The 15,168-nt window shown below is 36.5% G+C and carries 15 protein-coding genes; 5 read left to right on the top strand and 10 right to left on the bottom strand.

Going from position 1 to position 15,168, the window contains the following annotated elements; all coding sequences use genetic code 11:
- Positions 1-13 precede the first annotated feature (13 nt).
- The 5 genes from GFU89_RS17485 to GFU89_RS17465 all read left to right on the top strand — a co-directional run bounded on the left by GFU89_RS17485 (position 14) and on the right by GFU89_RS17465 (position 7,653).
- On the top strand, positions 14-1,540 hold the full coding sequence (locus tag GFU89_RS17485; RefSeq protein ID WP_318848361.1) for an NAD(P)/FAD-dependent oxidoreductase: 1,527 nt from the start codon (positions 14-16) through the stop codon (positions 1,538-1,540).
- Position 1,541: 1 nt separating this feature from the next.
- Complete coding sequence (locus tag GFU89_RS17480) at positions 1,542-3,230, top strand: C45 family autoproteolytic acyltransferase/hydolase (RefSeq protein ID WP_413228602.1); 1,689 nt, start codon at positions 1,542-1,544, stop codon at positions 3,228-3,230.
- On the top strand, positions 3,227-3,592 hold the full coding sequence (locus GFU89_RS17475; protein ID WP_318848360.1) for a hypothetical protein: 366 nt from the start codon (positions 3,227-3,229) through the stop codon (positions 3,590-3,592). The genes GFU89_RS17480 and GFU89_RS17475 overlap by 4 nt, the downstream gene beginning before the upstream one ends.
- A 6-nt stretch (positions 3,593-3,598) precedes the next feature.
- Positions 3,599-4,852: a DUF3887 domain-containing protein gene (locus GFU89_RS17470; protein ID WP_318848359.1), complete on the top strand. Its 1,254-nt coding sequence runs from the start codon at positions 3,599-3,601 to the stop codon at positions 4,850-4,852.
- A gap of 158 nt (positions 4,853-5,010) precedes the next feature.
- Positions 5,011-7,653 (top strand): T9SS-dependent M36 family metallopeptidase, encoded by a 2,643-nt coding sequence (locus GFU89_RS17465; protein WP_318848358.1) that lies wholly within the window; start codon positions 5,011-5,013, stop codon positions 7,651-7,653.
- A 51-nt stretch (positions 7,654-7,704) separates the two neighbouring features.
- On the opposite strand, the gene GFU89_RS17460 is transcribed toward GFU89_RS17465, so the two are convergent.
- The 10 genes from GFU89_RS17460 to GFU89_RS17415 form a co-directional block, all read right to left on the bottom strand.
- On the bottom strand, positions 7,705-8,877 hold the full coding sequence (locus tag GFU89_RS17460; RefSeq protein ID WP_318848357.1) for a DUF2062 domain-containing protein: 1,173 nt from the start codon (positions 8,875-8,877) through the stop codon (positions 7,705-7,707).
- A 4-nt stretch (positions 8,878-8,881) separates the two neighbouring features.
- Positions 8,882-9,358 carry a hypothetical protein gene (locus GFU89_RS17455; protein ID WP_318848356.1) on the bottom strand — a complete coding sequence of 159 codons (477 nt, stop codon included), beginning with the start codon at positions 9,356-9,358 and terminating at the stop codon, positions 8,882-8,884.
- Positions 9,355-9,735 (bottom strand): 3-hydroxyacyl-ACP dehydratase, encoded by a 381-nt coding sequence (locus GFU89_RS17450; RefSeq protein WP_318848355.1) that lies wholly within the window; start codon positions 9,733-9,735, stop codon positions 9,355-9,357. The genes GFU89_RS17455 and GFU89_RS17450 overlap by 4 nt, the downstream gene beginning before the upstream one ends.
- 85 nt (positions 9,736-9,820) lie before the next feature.
- A complete protein-coding gene (locus tag GFU89_RS17445; protein ID WP_318848354.1) occupies positions 9,821-10,456 on the bottom strand; it encodes a hypothetical protein in 636 nt (211 codons plus the stop codon).
- The gene (locus GFU89_RS17440; RefSeq protein ID WP_318848353.1) at positions 10,422-11,048 is read right to left on the bottom strand and encodes an outer membrane lipoprotein carrier protein LolA; all 627 of its coding nucleotides are present in this window, start codon (positions 11,046-11,048) and stop codon (positions 10,422-10,424) included. The genes GFU89_RS17445 and GFU89_RS17440 overlap by 35 nt, the downstream gene beginning before the upstream one ends.
- Positions 11,041-11,796 carry a polysaccharide deacetylase family protein gene (locus GFU89_RS17435; RefSeq protein WP_318848352.1) on the bottom strand — a complete coding sequence of 252 codons (756 nt, stop codon included), beginning with the start codon at positions 11,794-11,796 and terminating at the stop codon, positions 11,041-11,043. The genes GFU89_RS17440 and GFU89_RS17435 overlap by 8 nt, the downstream gene beginning before the upstream one ends.
- Before the next feature lie 151 nt (positions 11,797-11,947).
- The gene (locus GFU89_RS17430; protein WP_318848351.1) at positions 11,948-13,009 is read right to left on the bottom strand and encodes a beta-ketoacyl synthase N-terminal-like domain-containing protein; all 1,062 of its coding nucleotides are present in this window, start codon (positions 13,007-13,009) and stop codon (positions 11,948-11,950) included.
- Entirely contained in the window at positions 13,006-14,205 is a 1,200-nt protein-coding gene (locus GFU89_RS17425) for a beta-ketoacyl-[acyl-carrier-protein] synthase family protein (protein ID WP_318848350.1), read from the bottom strand. Before GFU89_RS17425 ends, GFU89_RS17430 begins: the two co-directional genes overlap by 4 nt.
- 76 nt (positions 14,206-14,281) lie before the next feature.
- The gene (locus tag GFU89_RS17420; protein WP_318848349.1) at positions 14,282-14,539 is read right to left on the bottom strand and encodes a phosphopantetheine-binding protein; all 258 of its coding nucleotides are present in this window, start codon (positions 14,537-14,539) and stop codon (positions 14,282-14,284) included.
- Positions 14,540-14,623: 84 nt separating this feature from the next.
- Positions 14,624-15,163 carry a 3-oxoacyl-ACP synthase gene (locus GFU89_RS17415; protein ID WP_318848348.1) on the bottom strand — a complete coding sequence of 180 codons (540 nt, stop codon included), beginning with the start codon at positions 15,161-15,163 and terminating at the stop codon, positions 14,624-14,626.
- Positions 15,164-15,168: the final 5 nt, after the last annotated feature.

The raw sequence follows: 15,168 nt of genomic DNA, 5'->3' as shown, positions 1-15,168 counted from the left end.
AGCACATTTTCTTTTGAAGAAAGCATACGACATACTTGTAATCGGCAGCGGGTTGGGAGGTCTTGTTTCGGCTCTTATTTTGGCGAAAGAAGGTCTGAAAGTGTGTGTTCTTGAGAAAAATAACCAATATGGAGGAAATCTGCAGACTTTTTCACGCGACAAACTGATTTTTGATACAGGTGTTCATTATCTTGGAGGTTTATCCAAAGGCCAGAATTTGAACCAGTTTTTTTCCTATCTGGAAATTATGGATGATCTTGAGCTTCAGCTGATGGATGAAGATGGGTATGACAGGATAAGTTTTGGAGAGGACGAAATAGAATATCCGCATGCACAGGGCTATCAGAATTTCGTTGAACAGCTTTCCAGGTATTTTCCTGAAGAAAAAGTAAACCTTGAAAACTACTGTGAAGAGATTCAGTATGTCTGCAGCCAGTTTCCAAGATATCATGTAGTAGGAAAAGACAATTACAACGAGGAAATTCTGCATCTTAATACCAAAAGATTTATAGAATCCGTTACCCAGAACAAAAGACTCCAGGCTGTTTTACTGGGTTCCAACTTTTTATATGCCGGAGACTCCGAAGATGTTCCTTTTTATGTACATGCTCTAACCGTAAATTCTTATATCCAGAGCGCTTACAAATGTGTAAAAGGCGGAAGCCAGATCTCTAAACTTCTGATCAGAAAACTTAGGGAATATGGAGCGGAAATTCACAAGCATTCAGAAGTGTCTGACTTTGTTTTTAATGAAAATAATGTATTGACATCCGTAAAAACGAAAGAAGGAAAAGAATATTCAGCAAAACAGTTTATTTCAAATATAGAGATTCGTTCCACTATTAAACTAATTGGAGAAGAAAGGCTTAAAAAGTCCTTTCTGAACAGGGTTTTGAGCTGGAAACCGGTTTCATCATGCTTTAGTATTTATCTGGTTTTAAGACCTCACAGTCTTCCGAATTTCAATTACAACAGATATCACTATTCATCAGAAGAACAGGTCTGGAATGCATTCCGTTACCGGAAAGAAGCATGGCCGGAAACTTATATGCTTTCATCCACGCCCTCAAAACATCATCCTGAATTTGCAGAAAGTCTTACCGCAATTTCCTATATGGATTTTGATGAGGTTAGAGAATGGGAAAATACATTCAATACCGTAGCAGATGAGCATGAACGAGGAGAGGCTTATGAAAGATTTAAACTTGAAAAAACAGAAAAGATGCTTGATGCCCTGGAAAAGAAAATTCCAAATTTAAGGCACGCCATCAAAACAATATATACTTCTTCTCCTTTATCTTACAGAGACTATATCGGGAATTTTGAAGGGAATATGTACGGATACATGAAAAACTCGGAGAATCCTCTTAAAACAATGGTTTCTCCCCGTACCAAGATAGACAATCTGTTTCTGACAGGGCAATCCGTCAATATGCATGGGATTTTAGGAGTCACCATTGGAGCTTTTAATACCTGCGCAGAGATCTTAGGAAAAGAAAAGATAGATATGCGGTTGACACAAATGATTAATAAAAACTAAAGTGAAAAAAACGAAAACCATTCATTCATCTTATACAAGAACTCTTTTTTACCTTACTTTTTGTTTTTTCCTCACTTCCTGCGGAATATCAAAATCTATCCATCATATTCCGGATGTAAAACAATATCCGCTGGAGGTTCCGAAAGTATCCCAGATCAATGACAGCACTTTCAGTTATAACCAGAATTACCTTACAAAAAATAAACAGCAGCTCTGGGAACTTTATATCAAAGGAAATCCTCTGCAGTTGGGATATAATAATGGAGCTTTGACTCAAAGTTTAATGCAGAAACAGGAAGGAATCTTCTTTTCAAAAGTTGAGGGATTTGTACCGTCAAAATTTAAACAGAGGTTGTTGAGAGGCTTTTTAAAATGGTACAACAGAAAAATGTACCTCAATGTAAGAGAAGACTATCAGGCAGAATTATACGGTTTATCACAATACTCATCCGATCAATATGATTTTATTGCTCCCAAATATTTAAGGAATCTTTATCTGCACGGAGCTCATGATATTGGGCATGCGATGCAGGATCTGGCCATGGTTGGCTGTACTTCCCTTGCGGTATGGAACGAAAATACTGAAGATGGCGATCTGTTGATCGGAAGAAATTTCGATTTTTATGTGGGAGACGATTTTGCAAAAAATAAACTGGTAGAATTTGTTCAGCCGGAAGAAGGAATTCCCTATATGTCGGTAAGCTGGCCGGGAATGATAGGGGTGGTGTCCGGGATGAATAAAGAAGGAATTACGGTAACCATTAACGCAGGAAAATCAAAAATTCCCATGACTGCAAAAACGCCTATTTCCCTTGTTACCAGAGAGATTCTGCAGTATGCTAAAAATATTGATGAAGCGATTGCCATTGCTAAAAAGAGGAAGGTTTTTGTATCTGAATCTATTCTGGTAGGAAGTGCTAATGATAAGAATGCCGTAATTATTGAAGTGTCACCTAAGAATTTCGGTGTGTACAGAGTACAAAACACCAGCAAGGTTCTTTGTACTAACCATTTCCAGTCAGAAGCTTATAAAGATGACAAAAGAAATCAGAAGCATATTGAAGAAAGCCATTCGGAATATCGGTATGAGAAACTTCAGGAGCTTTTGCAGGAAGAAAAAAAAATGACTCCGGAAAAGATGGCTTCTGTTTTAAGAGACAGATCCGGATTAAAAGGAGAGAAGATCGGCTATGGTAATGAAAAAGCTCTTAACCAGCTTCTTGCACATCATGCTATTATATTTTCACCACAGAAAAAACTGGTTTGGGTATCTTCAAATCCTTATCAGCTGGGAGAATTTGTATGCTATGATTTGAACGAGATCTTTTCAGAAAAAGGATTACAGCCTGATGACTTTTCAAAATCAGAATTGAATATTGCCCGTGATCCGTTTGCAGATTCTGAAGAATTCCAAAACTATGAGCTGTCTAAGATGTACGGCAAAGAAATAAATGAAGCTGCAGACGATAAAAATACACTGTTGACAAATGGTATTATCCCTTCCTATCAATCTATGAACCCTGACTTTTGGCTGGTCTATTATCAATCAGGAAAATATTATTTTAGCAAAAAAGAATACTCAAAGGCAAAAGAAGCATTTGAAAAAGCTTTAACGAAAGAAATTACAACGGTTCCGGACAGAAAAAATGTAGAAAAATATCTGAAGAAAACTTTAAACAAACTGAAATGATTCCTAAATATATAAAACTGCTGTTCTGCATCCCTTTTGTTATTATTATCGGCTATTCGGTGTATCTGTGTACGATATACAGTTCCATCCCTGCCGTCATACCCATTCACGGCTATGGAAATATGAAAGATAACTATGGGAGTAAAATATTTGTTGTGTTCCCGGTACTCATGAATCTGGCCGTTCTTCTCTTTATCTGGTTGATTATAAGACGACCGGATAAGATAAAATTTACTTTTGAAATAAAAGAAGACGAAAGAGAAAAAATATATCATATAACACAGTTGGCCCTGGTAATTATTGCGATATTTGTCACCATCATGATGACGCCATTAGCATTTTCTGATATTGTTTATAAATAATTGATTATGAAAAAACTTTTAACCCTTTTCCTTACCACATGGTTTCTATTATCATTTTCTCAGGACAGAAAAGAAATAGGGAAAACTTTTATCAAAACTTTATTAATCGATAAAAACATAGAAAAAGCACATTCTTATTTTGATCCTTCCATAGCAGGGCAGATTCCGGTGGAACAACTTAAAGCCATTACAGAACAACTTCAGGGACAGATTGGAAGTTTGAAAACTATTCTTGAAGTAAACAACGAAGGAAATATTTACTATTACTATTCCGAATTTGAAAAGACCAAACTGGATGTTCAGCTTACTTTCGGAGAAAATAATAAAATGCTCGGTTTCTTTTTAGTTCCCCACAAAACAATTGAAAAACCGGACGAGAAGACTACATTGAAAATCAAAAGCGATGCTATTGAATTGAATGGAACATTATTGGTTCCTCCTTCCAACAACAAAAAGAAATTGGTCATTTTTGTTCATGGCTCGGGAGCACATGATAGGGATGAGACTATTGGAGAAAATAAACCGTTCAAAGACATAGCAGAATACCTTCTCAACAACGGAATTTCATCCTACAGATATGATAAAAGAACATATTCTTACCCGGAAGCGTTCAATGAAAAGTCTACTGTAGAGGAGGAAACCATCAATGATGCAGTAAATGCTGCTCAATATTTTAAAAACAATGCAGATTATAAAGGATATGAAATCATTATCTTGGGACATAGCCAGGGAGCGTATATGATGCCTAAAATTGTAGAAAAAGCTCAGGTTTCAAAATATGTTTTTATGGCTGGAAATGCCAGACCGTTACAGGATCTGTTGGTAGAACAGTATGATTATCTTCATTCTCTGGATTCGTCTAAAGTTCCTGCTGAAGCTGTTCAGGAAATAAAAAAACAGGTTGCCTATTTAAACTCATCCCAATTCACCCTAAGCTCACCGGCATCAGAACTTCCGTTGGGACAATCTGCTGCGTATTGGAAATATTTAAAAGAATACAGTCAGCTTAATGAGGTTAAAAAAATAAAAGCTCCAATGTTTTTTGCCCAGGGAGGAAGAGATTATCAGGTAACAGAGAAAGATTTCAACCTTTGGAAAGAAGCATTGAAAAACGATAAAACAGCAATATTTAAATTGTACCCAACATTAAGTCACTTATTCATAACCGGTTCCGGAAAACCCTCTCCAAAAGATTATGAAACAAAAGGAAAAGTTGATGAACAGTTTTTGAAAGACCTGACACAATTTATTCTGAAATAATTTCTTGACCTTTTTTATGAAGTTAATACCAAATGGATATATTCATTTGGTATGATTTGTTTATTTCAAATAGATTTCATGTAATTGTGTAACATTTCAGATTATTTCCCTACTAACTGTTAAAATCTAACTATTAATATTTGTTAAAAGTAATCTAAATGAAAAAAATTCGACTTAGTGTTAAGCTTCTGTTGTTTTGTTCACTTTTAAGCGCAGGTGTAGTATCTGCACAAAAATATGAGCAAACAATTAAGGATTATGTCAATTCTGCCCAAGGATCATTCCAGAGAGTAAGCCCAGAACTGAAAACATTTAAAATCATTAATGTAGATCCTTCAAAGAGTTTAAATGGAGATGTTGTAGGCATACAGCAAACGATTAACGGAATCCCTGTTTTCGGAAGTTCTGCCAATGTTTTAATCAGAGATGGAAAAGTTTTAAACTTTGCGGATACTTTTATTAAGAATTATCCTTCTGCTGTTAAAGGTAAAGAAAGTGGTAGAAAAGGTACTTTAGTAGCATCAACAATTGAAAAACTGAACGGATTGTCTTCCGTAAAGAATATTGATGGAAAAGAAAGTCCAATAGTAGCTAATACTGTTTATTTTGCAAAAGGAGGAGAGCTGATTCTTGGTTATCAGTTTTCTGTTGAAGAAAAAGGAACGGGGAATGTATGGAATACTATTATAAGTACAGAGGATGGTACTCTTTTATACCAGGAAAATACTACTTTATCATGTAACTTTCACGATGAATCCTTCGATCATCACGCCGGATCTCCATTACAAAATGCTCAAGCTGTTTTCCCTGCTAATATAGCAGCTGCGAACCTTCAGAATTCTGCAAATTTGGTGTTACTACCAGATAATGCTTCTTATAATGTGTTCGCCTTCCCTACAGAAGCACCTACATTTGGAGCCAGAACACTGCTTACAAATCCATGGGATCTGACAGCTTCACCGGAAGGATGGCACTCTGATGGGACTAACCATTACACAATAACAAGAGGTAATAATGCCTTTGCATATACTGACGAAAATAATACCAATACAGCGCAGTTCTCTCCTGATGGAGGAGCAACCAGAACATTTGATTTTCCTTTAGATATAACAGCTGCCCACACTACCTATACTTCAGCAGCAGTAACCAATTTATTCTATAATTCGAATAAAATGCATGATGTATTTTATAAATTCGGATTTACGGAATCTGCGAGAAATTATCAGGTAAATAATTTTGGAAACGGAGGTACGGGTAATGACCCTGTTCTTGCAGAAGCAAGAGATGGAAGTGGTTTTAATAATGCAAACTTTAATCCGGGTACTGATGGAACAAGCGGAAGAATGCAGATGTTCCTTTTTTCACCTGCGGGAAATGTAAGATATCTTTATTATAATTCACCATCAACTTATACTGCCAGGGCTCCAATAGCTACTACGGCGAATTTTGGTCCGCAGATTATGGGTAATCCACCTGTGACAGGAGATCTTGCCCTTTCTACTCCAGCTGATGCATGTACTGCAGTTACAGCCGGAAGTCTTATAGGAAAGATTGCAGTGGTGAATGCAGCAGGATGTGGTTTTGCTGTTAAAACAAAGAATTTACAGAATGCAGGTGCAGTAGGGGTTATACAATACCACCCATCAAGCAATACTCCTATAGGAATGGGAGGAGCTGATGCTACCATTACAATTCCTACCATTATGGTGGGTATGTCAGAAGGCCAGTTTTTGGTAAATGATTTAACTAATGGTATTGTTGGAAATGCAACAATAAAAACTGATGCCGTTTATAAAGATGCAAGTTTGGATAATGGAGTAATCAGCCACGAATATGGTCATGGTATTTCCAATCGTCTTACCGGAACTGGAAGCTCTTGTTTATCTTATATTTCTTCTAATGAACAGATGGGAGAGGGATGGTCTGATTTCTTCGCCTTGATGATGACAACCAGACCTGGAGATACTTCTACCATTGCAAGAGGCGTAGGAACTTTTGTTTCAGGGCAGGGAACTACAGGATTGGGAATAAGACCTGCAAAATATTCACCTGATTTTACAATCAATGATTATACATATGGTCGTACTAACGGAATGAAAGTAACTGCAAATAATCCAGTTCTTGGAGCACTTACTGTTCCTGATGTTCATAGTATAGGATTTATCTGGGCTTCAATGCTTTGGGATCTTAACTGGAAATATGTAGATAAGTATGGGTACAACAGTAATGTTCTGGCAGATCCGAACAGCGGAAGTGCAAAAGTTTTACAGCTGGTAATGGATGCTCTTAAATTACAGCCATGTAATCCTACGTTTGTGCAGGGAAGAGATGCTATTCTTGCTGCTGACCAGGCATCTACTGGAGGACAAAATAAATGTATGATCTGGAGTACCTTTGCGAAAAGAGGATTAGGGGTAAATGCTTCTGCTGGCGCTCTTAACGGTTTAGCATTTGGAGCCAACCAGCCTTTGCCGGAAATGAGTGATCAGGTTGAAGATTTTACTATTCCTGCAGAATGCGCAACATTGGCAGTAAAAGAAATCAACAATACTAAGGGAATTTCCATCTATCCGAACCCTGTAAGAAACGAATTCACGATAAAAACGCCATCTGATATCAATTTATCAGGAATTACTACCGTTGCTATCTATGACTTTACAGGTAAATTGATTTCTAAGGAAAGTATCAACCTTAATAAACAAAATACGATCAATGCAGAAAAATTAATCAATGGAGCTTATATTGTGAAAGTGAGCAATGACTCAATTGATTATTCTCAAAAGATTATTGTTTCTAAATAAGAAATTATAATAACTAATTGTAATGAGCCTGGAATTTTATTCCGGGCTTTTTTAATTGTTTTCCGGACTTACTTTATTCAAAAATAAAAAGACAGCTATTCCAGACAAAGCAGAAAGTGTAGTGCTTAAAATAAAACTGCCAATGATATATTGCAGCAGGTTGTTCTTGATCAGTTCAAAATTTAAATCCTGACTTAAAATATCGCTGTTACCACCTACAAATGGCGCTCCCAGAAATAAAGAGGCTGCAATGACAAAAGGAATAAAAGGAGGAAGGCTCACATTAGAGGCTACGAAAGCAAGGACCTTATTAAGTTTAAAAAGTACAGATAAACTGATGACCAGAAGTGTCTGAAATCCCCAGAAAGGCGAAAGTCCTATAAAGACTCCCAGCGCAATAGAAAATGCCTTTGTACGGTTGCTTCCGTCACTTTCTAAGACATCTTCCTGGATGAATTTTTTAAAGCTTTTTTTTTTGAAATTATTCAGAAAATTTCTCGGAATAATATAAAATAGGGTGATTGTTACCAGAATCGTATTCAGAATGCTGATTCTTGTAAAATCTTTAAAAGGCCTGAAATGGGAAACACGTTCTGCAGGATCATACAAAACTTTGATTGGAACATTTTTTACCGGAACATGTCTCCATGCAGTTCTTACAATGATTTCGATTTCAAATTCAAACTTAGGTGTAAAATATTTCTTTGGAATTTTATGTAAAGGATAAAGCCTGTAGCCAGACTGTGTATCTTCCAGTTTGATACCGGTTTCAAACCAGAACCAGAAATTGGAAAAACGGTTTCCAAAACTGCTTTTCTTGGGAATACCGTCCTGAGACATATTTCGGTTCCCAATCAAAAGAACCTCTTCTTTTTCCTGAAGTAGGGCTTCTACAAATATAGGAAGATCATCCGGATAATGCTGTCCGTCCGAATCAATAGTGATGGCATAATCATACCCTGACTTCTTTGCTGCTCTAAAACCTGTTTTAAGGGCATTTCCTTTTCCTTTGTTCTCCGGTAAAGAGATTACCGTGATCTGAGGATATTGGGCAAGAATCTGAGGCGTAGAATCTGAGGAGCCATCATTAACCACAATAATACTTCCGGTATACTCGAGAACACCGTCAATAACCCTATTCAGGGTCTTTTCATTATTGTAGGTAGGTATTAAAACGCATATCTTCTTTTCAGAAATTGCATTTTGTACTTCAGCAAGGGACATTCTTTTATTTTAAAGTGGCTCTTTCCGCCTCTGTAATGGTTTTAGACTGCATTGCAAACCTTTTGATATAGCCTTTTAATGCTGTATTTTGTTTGCTGTAATTACTTAATAGAAATGCTTTATCATCCTTCAGGCTTCCACGGTATCCAACAATTTTCGGAATATTTTCCTGAACACTCATTCTGATCAGGCGAAGCTCTACATTATTGGGATTACTTTTGATAACAGCTTCAAGACTTGTAGCTCCTGTTTTTACCAGCGACTTTCTATTGCTTTTGGTAACTTTTGCTTCCATGATCTTCGCTGCTGCTTTATAACCCACAGTCACAGCATCAGAACCGGATTGTTTTTCTGCAGTTTCAATGAAGTTTTGTGTATTACTGTTAGATTCGTTGGCCTTAGCATAGCTGTTTCTCAGCGTTTCAAGGTCAGACTGAAAGAAAAAAACAAATGCTGCTATGAATGAGAAGATAAGATTCATGACGATATTTTTTTATAGCTTACAGACAGTTTTAATGCAATAGTCTCGCCAAAAGAAGTAATATTTTTTACTTTAACATCATCTTCATTTTCGTTAATATCCAGTTGAAGTTGTAAGTCAGGAGTCTCAAAAGGATTGATGATGGCCATGAATTTTACATTGGATGCGGTTTTTAAGAATAATTTTGAACCCATAAATTCCTCTGTCAGTTCTTTGATGATCTGCATCATACAAACACCGGGAGTCACCGGATTTCCAGGGAAATGGCCCTTGAAAATATCGTGGTCTTTATTGAGATTGATGTGGGCAGTAAACTTTCCGTCTTCTGCTTTCTCATAAGATGTTAATGTATAAAAATCTGTAAGAATAGTTTGCATGATCTTATTTTTAAGATTGAATAGGTAAGCAACTTCTTTCTGGAAAACTATACTGCTGTGTGCTTATAGTTTTTCATGTTGGAAATTATTCTGTTTCGGTTATTTGAAATAGTTTTATATTGATCTTAAAATCTTTGTGCTGTAGATTTAAGCTATCCGCGAAGATAGGTTTTTTTGCATCAAAAGTAAAATCGATTTTTTCCTTATTATTTTTCGTGTAAATGATCTGTTTCAGTAAACCGTTTTCTTTGTTGAAGAATAAATAATAGCTTTTATTCTCAATTTTTGAAAGATAGATTTTAGCATTGTCATTCTCAAAACTTTCGCTCACGGGATACTGTCTTTTCAGTAGCTGCTGGAAATCATTCTTCAGAAAATTGATCACGATTTTTTTATCCAGATCAGGAAGTACATAATTCAGTTTGAAATTATTGTCAGAAACCTCAAAATCAATCAGTTTATTCCCGAAATCAGAGGTTAAGGCGACCCGGTGTGTCGTTTCATTCAATTTTTTGACGATCAGGATACCGCTCACATGGTTTTTATAAATATCCATCTGGCATTTGTATACATAATCTTCGCTGGAAGAGAAATATAAGTTTTCAACCGTTTTTTCAGAGGCAGAAACAGGCTTGACATCAGCCAGCTTGTAAGTTTTGCAGGAAAGAGCCAGAATCAGAATCAGGCTATAAAGTAAACTCTGACGCAGGAATTGAAGCATTGATCTTGGTATTTTTGAAAACAATATTGGTGGTGTCTCCGGAAGCCTCGGTCATATTAACCTGAGAAACCGTCGACTGGTTCTTCGGGAAATATAGTTCGATCTGTTTGATATATTTCAACAGCTGCGATGTTTTAGGAATAAACTTAGCTACATTGTAATTTCCGTTCTTAAAATAGGTTACCGTAAACTCAGGGTCATTGAACATTGTTCCGTTTGAACTTCCTACAATCAGTTTGTTGATCTTCTCAAATGTTTTGCTTTTTGCATCTACAGATGACTTTTTCCCCTGATCATTGATGAAGATCTTATTGCTTTTAAAAACAATACTGTACTGATAAGGTTTGGTATATTTCCAACTCAGCATATTGGGAGTCTGCAGTGACATTCTCCCATAAGTTACAATGCTTTTATCCAGAAAGTCCATTTTTTTGGTCTGAGTAAAGTCACTCTGTAAAGTTTTAATCTCTTTGGTCTCCGAAGAAACTTTCGAGACAAACGCTTTAGCTTCCGCGCCGGACATTACCGTATTTTGGGCAAAAAAGAAACCGGAAACCAGTAAGAATGCTCCGAAAGCAATATTTTTAATCATTTCTATTTGAATTTGTAACTGTATCAACAGTAAAGGTTGAATATTTTTTGTCCTTCAAAAATACTAATAAATCTACCAGCACACGACAGGTCTTTTCCGAAGTGTCATGAAGCAGGATAATACTGCCTTTTTTCAGGCTTTTGGTTACTCTGCTGTAGATTTTCTTTTCGTCATCAATGATGGTGTCTAAAGACCGGATATTCCATCCGATACTTTCTTTATGCGTTCTTTTGATTGCCTTTGCAATATTGGGATTCGTTACCCCAAAAGGAGGTCTGTAAAGATGAGTCGTTATATTTCCAATATTCTTAATCACCTCATCACACTTTTCAATTTCCTCAATCATTTTTGAAGTGGATAAAAACCCCGTGGAATTGGAATGTGATAACGTATGATTTCCGATCGTATGACCTTCCGCAATGATTCTCTGAAAGGTTTCAGGATATTTTTCAATCTGTTTCCCAATACAGAAAAAGGTTGCTTTTACTTGATGTTCTTTAAGTAAGTCTAAAAACTTTGGGGTAAACTCTGTAGGGCCGTCATCAAAAGTAAGGGCAACTTCTTTGATTCTGGTCCGCTTATGAGTAATGCTGTTGACAAAATATCCCAGTTCAATGTCAAATGAACCCCAGACTACAACCGCTGAAAAAGCAAAAAAACAAAACAGATACACCCAAAAACTTCCGTGGAACGCATAAATAAAAACGTTACAGAAAAGATAGAACAGGATGAATGGATAGTGTTTCATTGCTGGCTGTTTTTATGTTAAACTTGTCATTATGAGTGTTATGGTCATGATATCTATTATTGTCACTCCGTAGGAGTCTGGATTAATTTAGATTCCACGCTTCACTTCGCTCTGAATGACAAATAGAACGTGTAATTTTCAATTTCAACAATTATGCCTTTTCCAATAATACCAGACTGTGATCACTACCCGCAAGATGGTTGTAAAGAAGTATATTCTTTACGTGTTCTTTTTTCTCTGCATTGATCATCATGATTTCCGGGATCTGCTGTTCTTTAAGGATATGGCAGGCCATAAACGTTGAAAAGCCGCTGGCTGTATTGAATTCTCCGCTCAGATGTTTGTAATAAAGCAAAGATGAGTCCGGAAACAGATCCATTGCTGTTGTATAGTACACATCAGAATCTGCGTCTCCACTGAATCCTAAAATAACAGCATCAATATCACCAGTAGAGAGATTATTCTGAGTTAAGAAATTCTGGATAAAATCCTGCACTTCATTCAACTCTACTTTATTAGTGATATTAATATTTTTAAGCTTTGCGTAAGAATTTTCGGTCTTATCTTTTCCTAGAACAAAGAAGCTGGCTCCTTCACCCCAGATCACTCCATTGGTGGTGGAATGTAAATAATCGGCAGGAAGATCTTCTTCTTTTTTTATGGTATTATTTAAACAATAAAGCTCCATTGTTCTGGCAGTTTGCTCGTCTGTAGAACCCACCAAAACATTTTCTGCTTCTCCGTCATTGATCTGAAGCTGAGCATCCAATAATGAAAACTCCAGTGAAGAAGAAGTATTTACATAGGTAAAATTATAAGCATGACACTGTAATCCCAGAGCAATTTGTCCTGCTACCGTGTTGTGGGTAGACTGGATGAAAAAAGTTGGCGTAAGGAACTCTTCATGATTATCAATCACATTTTTCAGGAACTTTTCAGAATCCTGAGAACAGCCCATTCCGGTTCCTACGATGATGGCATCCGGCTGTTCAATACCTGCTTCTTTTAAGGCATATTGTGATGCTACAGAACTCATTTTTACCGTTTTGGACATTCTTCTGATCATGGCAGGTGGTATGAACTCTTTGTAATTAGGTTCTATCGCTTTGATGATATTGGAAGAATTCTCCGGGGTAAGGTTCTGAAGAATATTTTCGTTTAAAGTGTCCTGAACTGAGATACAGGATGCACTGTTGATGTATACTGAACTCATGATTTTGAAAGAATTAAGGTTGAACAGTTTCCTCCAAAGCCAAATGAATTGGAAAGCACATGATTGATGTTTTTCTCTTTCAATTCGGTAACAGGAGTGAGATCAAATTCTTCCATTTTTGTTTTGAAATTCAGGTTCGGGAAGATAACGCTGTTTTGCATCGCTAAAATTGAAAATACCGCTTCAATTCCTGCTGCCGCTGCCAGCGTATGTCCTGTAAATGCTTTTGTAGAGCTGAATTCAGGAACCTGGTTTTCTCCAAAGATTCTGATCATAGCAATTCCTTCTGATAGATCATTATTAGGAGTTGCTGTGCCATGAACGTTGATATAATCTATATTTTCTTTAGCTAATCCTGAGATTTTTAAAGCCTGCTGCATGGCTAAAAATGCTCCCTGCCCATTTTCGGAAGAAGCCGTCTGATGGTGTGCATCATTAGCATTGCCGTATCCGGAAAGATAAGCAAGAACCTTTTTATTTTCTTTTTTGACTACTTCTTCGGACTCAAGAACTAAGAAAGCCGCAGCTTCTCCAAGATTCAGTCCTTTTCTGTCGTTGTCAAAAGGAGTATTGTAAGAATCCGTAAGAATCATCAGCGTATTGAATCCATTCAAAGTGAATTTTGAAAGAGAATCTGTTCCTCCAACAATGACACGGTCCAGAACTCCGTTTTTGATCAGCTTAGCACCCATCATAATAGCATTAGCTGCTGATGAACAGGCTGTACTGATGGTAGAAACCATGCCTTTTAATCCCAAATAATCAGCAATTGCCAATGAGGAGCTTCCGGCATCGTGAGCGTCAATATACTTTTGCTTTTCAGGGAAGTCTTCGTAAGAGTAGAAGTATTTTTCAGTAATATCCATCCCACCTACGCTGGTGGAAGAGATCAATCCGGTTCTGTAACCATTGATATCTGAAATTCCTGCACTTTCTAAAGCTTCTTTCGCAGCAATCATACCCAATAGAGAAGTTCTTGTTACGTTGTTGTCTTCATCAAGCTGAAGTTTCTGTACAAGTTCTTCGTTGGATAATTTTATTTCACCTGTTTTAATGATTCCGGCATGTCTGGTTTCAAACATTTCAATATCTGAAATTCCATGTTTTCCGGATTGCAATGAAATAAAATTTTCCTCCACATTGTTTCCGATGGAGGAAATGATGCCCATTCCCGTTATGGCAATTTTTTGACTCATGGTATTAAATAATGTAACAGTGTACCAACCTATCAATAATTGCTACATTGCTGCACTGTTAGATTGTTATATTAATTTATTTCGTTCTGTTGTCTTCGATGAATTTTGCCATCGTATCAATAGATTGAAAGATTTCCTTTCCTTTTTTAGGATCAGCTAATTTTATTCCGTAGTCTTTATCAAGAAGAACGATCAGTTCCAAAGCATCTATAGAATCTAGTCCCAATCCTCCTCCGAATAATGGATCAGTATCTTTGATTTCTTCTACAGATACATCTTCAAGATTAAGAACTTCAATAATTTTGTGTTTCAATTCTGTTTTTAAGTTTTTCATAATTTAGTTGATTTATCAGTGTAATCTACGTGTCAGTCAGCAATGAAGCCTGTTAACTAATTACACTGTTATATTGTTGCATTTTTATAAGGTTAGCAAATATACAAAAGCTTTATAATTTTCCTGATACAATTCTACCCAGCCACACAATACTTTGTCAGCCTTCCCAGACAAGAGGATTTGTTCAGAATAATCGTTTAAAAATTTTTCGTCAAACTCATCCAAAACGAAAAAAGCATTTTCTGTCTGCATTTTGTGTTTAATGCTGATTTCCCCTACACAGATGTTAGGAAGAGTGTAGACAAATACTGCCGGACTCGGATAAAAGTTATCCTGATCGTTGATGCTTTCCTGATATTTGAAATCAGTATCCAGACTGGAAGATCTGTTGGCGAAAACAATGGCCGTTCTGCTGTGATCTTCGTCTTTCAATATGGTTTCAGCAGAAAGAAAAGCCAGTTTACTCAAATGATCCATTTTATGAAACTTGGGATAGCTAAGGTCTAAACTTTTATAAGCTTCTTTAGCAAATTCCTGAAAAGTTTCGCTTGGGCTTTCAAAAATAAGATTTCCGTCAACGGTTATTTTTGAATGTTCTATAGTACAGCTGTTTATTTTCTTCATCACTT

This window comes from Chryseobacterium sp. JV558, from assembly GCF_033712365.1.
Classification (GTDB): domain Bacteria; phylum Bacteroidota; class Bacteroidia; order Flavobacteriales; family Weeksellaceae; genus Chryseobacterium.
Note: the sequence above shows the minus strand (reverse complement) of the source record. Positions and strands in the feature narration are given on the sequence as shown.